This window comes from Pseudactinotalea sp., from assembly GCF_048594945.1.
Classification (GTDB): domain Bacteria; phylum Actinomycetota; class Actinomycetes; order Actinomycetales; family Beutenbergiaceae; genus Pseudactinotalea.
On sequence record NZ_JBMDXJ010000134.1, the window covers coordinates 1 to 4,188 of the forward strand.

The following is a 4,188-nucleotide window of genomic DNA, read 5'->3' on the forward strand; positions in this document are numbered from 1 at the left end:
TAGCGCGATCGCCAGGCCGGCCCACGCCTGAGCGTTCGAGAAGACCTGCGTGCCACGGAGCTCGTTGTCGGCGACTGTGCCGGTCACGTAGACGCTGAAGACGAACGTCAGGATGACCGTGTTGAAGGACTGCTGCCCGAAGTCCCAGATGCTCCAGGCGCGGACGACGCGGCGGGGAACGGGCGGGATCTCATGCTCCTGCACCGGCCCTGCAGGCACGTTGGTCATGCGCACAACGTAGGGGGCACCGGCGTCGGCGCCAACACAGCCACGCTCGGACGCTCGGAACTCCACGCCCGGTCATGCGGTCGTCATCCGGGGGACACCATGCGTCGCCACTTGCCGGTATGATGAATTGCGGAAATCGTCAAGTCAGGAGATCGTGTGCTCACGGATGCCTCGAAGCCGCTGTACGAGGTCAAGGCCAACCTCTTCAAAGGGCTGGCGCACCCGGCGCGGATCCGGGTGCTGGAGCTGCTGAGCGGTGCCGAGGAGGTGTCGGTCGCGGAGCTGATCGCCGAGACCGGGCTGGAGGCCTCGAACCTCTCTCAGCACCTGGGGGTGCTGAAGAAGTTCCACCTCGTGGTGGCGGAGCGGCGCGGCTCGCTCGTCTACTACCGGCTGGCCCACGCCGAGGTGGCCGAGCTGCTCACGGTGGCACGTGCCCTGTTGGGTGCTGTGCTCGCGGACAGTCGTGACCGCCTTGCCTTGGCTGAGGGCCTGCCGGCCGTCGCCGGCACCACTCGATGACTGCCTTCTCGACGACGGCCGGTCACCTCGGTCGGTTGCTTCCCTCGCGTGAGGACTACCGCGGGATCCGACGCACGTGGGGCGTGGACGTGCTCTCCGGGGTCACGGTCGGCATCGTGGCACTGCCGCTCGCGTTGGCGTTCGGGATCAGTTCCGGTGCCGGGGCCGAGGCGGGTCTGGTCACGGCGATCGTCGCCGGGTTCGTGGCAGCGGTCTTCGGCGGCTCGCACGTGCAGGTCTCCGGACCGACCGGTGCGATGGTCGTGGTGCTCGCACCGCTGCTCGCCGCGCACGGTGTGGGCGTGCTGCCGATGGTGTGCCTGGCGGCCGGCGTGCTGGTGATGGTTGCCGGCGTGCTGCGGCTGGGACGCACGGTCGGGCTCATCCCGTGGCCGGTGATCGAGGGCTTCACGCTCGGGATCGCGGTCATCATCTTCTGCCAGCAGGTGCCGGCCGCGCTCGGGACCGACGGGGGCGGATCGACCAACGCGCTGGTCGGGGCGGTTCTCGCCTTCCTCCAGACGAGCTGGCCCGAGACCGGCGCCGCGCTGCTGATGGTCGCGATCGTGGCCGCCGTGATGTTGATCGGACCCAGGATCGCTCCTCGGTTCCCGGCTTCGATCGTGGGGATCGTGCTCGCGACCCTCGTGGCCGTGGTCCTCGACCTGCCGCTCGCGCGCATCGGTGAGCTCCCTGCCGGCCTGCCGGCGCCGCTGCTTCCGGCGTTCGATCTCGGGCTGCTGAGGGAGCTGGCAGGGCCGATCCTGGCCGTGGCTGCGCTGGCCGCGATCGAGTCCCTGCTCTCGGCCCGGGTCGCCTCGACGCTCGCGGACACCGGCCCCTACGACGCCGACCGCGAGCTGGTGGGGCAGGGCTTCGCCTCGGTCGCCGCAGGACTGTTCGGCGGCATGCCGGCAACTGGGGCGATCGCGCGCACCGCCGTCAACGTGCGCTCAGGCGCTCGCAGCCGCCTCGCCGCGATCACGCATGCGGTGCTCCTGCTGGTGGTGGTGCTGGTCGGTGCCAGCGTCGTCGGGCAGATCCCGCTCGCGGCGCTCGCGGGCGTGCTGCTCGTGACGGCGGCCCGGATGGTCGCGTGGCGCACCGTCCGGCAGGTGATGCGCACCTCACGCTCCGATGCGCTGGTGTTCGTGCTGACCGCGCTGGTGACCGTGAGTGTCGACCTGATCTACGCCGTCGTCATCGGCATCGCGGCCGCGGCGGTGCTGGCCCTGCGGAGCCTCAGCCGCGCGAGCGGCATCCACCGAGAAGAGCTCCCCGGTCCCGTGGTCGACGGCGACGACCGCATCGCCCTGTTCCGCATCGAGGGCGCGTTGTTCTTCGGCTCCGCCGAGCGCCTGCTCGAGCGCGTGAGTCAGGCGCAGGGCGTCGAGGTGGTGATCCTGCGGATGTCGCAGCTGCAGATGTTCGACGCCACCGGTGCGCAGACGCTCGCCGAGATGATCACCGCCCTCGACCGCCGCGGTGTGACGGTGCTGATCAAGGGCGTGCAGGCACGGCACCTCCCCGTCGCCGCGCGCACCGGCATGATCGCCGCCCTGCGTCATCCCCGGCACCTGTTCACCGAGCTCCCGGACGCCGTGGAGCACGCTCGCAGCCACATCCGCCGCTCCGCGGCCGCCCCCGCCAGCCACCCGGAGCGTTGAACCAGGTTCAACGCGGCACGGGGTCAGTGACGAGGCGGGCGGCTGCGGCGGCGGAGGCCGGGCGGAAGGAGTAGACCGCCACCAGCCGGAGTCGGGTCGCCAGGACGTAACCGGCCATGGCCGCACGTGTGCGGGGGTCCGGTGCGTAGCCGGCGAGGAGCCGCTCGCCGAGGTCGGTCGCACGGTCCAGCGGCATCAGCCCCTGGCGAGCACGCAGCTCCAGGTGCACCACGAGGTTGGCGAGGTCGAGCGCGGGATCGCCCATGGCGAGGAGGTCGAGATCGAGGAGGCCCGGTCCGGCCGCCCCGAGGACGATCTGCTTGTCGTGCAGGTCGCGGTGCAGCAGGGCCGTGGGAGCCCACGAGTGCGTGAGCAGCTCCGGCAGCCGAGCGCGCGCGGCGCGGACCGCCGAGCGGGGCGCCGCCAGAGCGCCGTAGGCCTCGGCGAGGCCGAGCCACCGATCGACGACCGCGATCTCGGCCTCCGGCCCGTGGCGGCCGACGTCGGCCGGGGCGTCCGCCGCGTGCAGTCGCGCCAGCACGCGACCGACCTCGTGGAGGTGATCGCCCAGATCGACCGCACCCATGCGGATCGCTTCGTGCACGGTCGGACCGGTCAACGCCGCCGTGGTCACGGTGCCGGCCGCCGAGTCGACGCCCAGGACCCGAGGGGTCGGGACGCCGTCGAGGCTCACGGTCATTGCCCGCACCTGGGCCTCGCCGAGCTTCTCCGGGCGCACCACCTTGACGTAACGCGTGGCCTCCCCGGTGCGGATCTCGACGACGGCGCGGCGCTCGGGCCGGTGCGCCCGTAGCCGAGCGCCTGCCTCGGCGCACCGGTCCCGCAGACCGCGCAGCCGGCGATCCGCGCCCCGTCGCTGAGCGACCACATCGGTCAGAGGCCGCTCGACCGCCTCGCCCCACGCGCCGTGGGAGGTCTGTTCGGCCACCCGCTCGGCGCGGGCGTGATCGGCGAACCACTGACCCGCGACCGAGGCGCCGGCGCCATCGCGCACCTGCAGCAGCGCGTGCTCTCCGTCGCGGGGGAGCGCCCGGTCCAGTGCCCACCCGTGCTCGCTGAGTCGGTGTGCCAGATCGGTGAGGGTGTTCACGCCGATCGCCTCCAGAGGGTGTCGTCGAGCCCCTGCTGCAGCACGTCGCGGGCGAGCCGAAGGGCGGCGGCCACGCGCGCGGGCCAGTCAGCCTCGCAGCGGCGGAACGGTTCGATCGCGCGGGTCAGCAGCGCCGCGGCCACGTGCACCTCGAGGTCCCGCGGCTCGGGCACTGCCGCCGCCTCGCCGTACCCGGCCAGCAGCGCCTCCAGCACCGGAGCGGTGTGGTGGGCCCGCGAGGCGTCCGTCAGCAGCGCGGCCGCCGCCGTGCCGAGGTCGAGCGCCGCCGGTGCCGGTCCCAGCCGATCGAGGTCGAGCAGGGCCACGCCGGCGTCACCGAGCACCACCTGGTCGAGCGAGAAGTCGCCGTGGGCGAGCACCGCGGGCGAGGGTGGCAGCGCGTCGACGATCGGGGCGGCCCGCCGCGCTGCGACGCCCGCGAGCGAGGGAAGTGCGACCCCCACCGCCTGCGCGGCGACCCCAAGCACCGAGGGATGCCACGGCGTGCCGGGCCGCACCTCGACCGTACGGTGCAGCCGCGCCAGCGCACCGCCGGCCGCGGTTGCCCCGGCGAGCGATCGCTCGTCGGGCTGCGTGCCCACGAGGTCGTCGAGCACCTCCCCGTGCACCCAGGGCAGCACGAGCAGATCGCGGCGCGCA

At 73.0% G+C, this 4,188-nt stretch carries 3 protein-coding genes and 2 pseudogenes; 2 read left to right on the forward strand and 3 right to left on the reverse strand.

Annotated elements, in window-relative coordinates; all coding sequences use genetic code 11:
- Positions 1-228: pseudogene (locus tag ACOJSN_RS06380) on the reverse strand (MFS transporter); the annotation flags it as partial.
- A 156-nt stretch (positions 229-384) separates the two neighbouring features.
- On the opposite strand from ACOJSN_RS06380, the gene ACOJSN_RS06385 reads away from it, so the two are divergent.
- Positions 385-750, forward strand: a complete 366-nt coding sequence (locus ACOJSN_RS06385; RefSeq protein WP_420111674.1) for an ArsR/SmtB family transcription factor — start codon at positions 385-387, stop codon at positions 748-750.
- Positions 747-2,417: a SulP family inorganic anion transporter gene (locus ACOJSN_RS06390; protein ID WP_420111675.1), complete on the forward strand. Its 1,671-nt coding sequence runs from the start codon at positions 747-749 to the stop codon at positions 2,415-2,417. The genes ACOJSN_RS06385 and ACOJSN_RS06390 overlap by 4 nt, the downstream gene beginning before the upstream one ends.
- A 7-nt stretch (positions 2,418-2,424) precedes the next feature.
- On the opposite strand, the gene ACOJSN_RS06395 is transcribed toward ACOJSN_RS06390, so the two are convergent.
- Together ACOJSN_RS06395 and ACOJSN_RS06400 are read right to left on the reverse strand one after the other, a co-directional pair.
- The gene (locus ACOJSN_RS06395) at positions 2,425-3,528 is read right to left on the reverse strand and encodes a hypothetical protein (protein ID WP_420111676.1); all 1,104 of its coding nucleotides are present in this window, start codon (positions 3,526-3,528) and stop codon (positions 2,425-2,427) included.
- Positions 3,525-4,188: pseudogene (locus tag ACOJSN_RS06400) on the reverse strand (hypothetical protein); the annotation flags it as partial. The gene ACOJSN_RS06395 and the pseudogene ACOJSN_RS06400, both read right to left, overlap by 4 nt.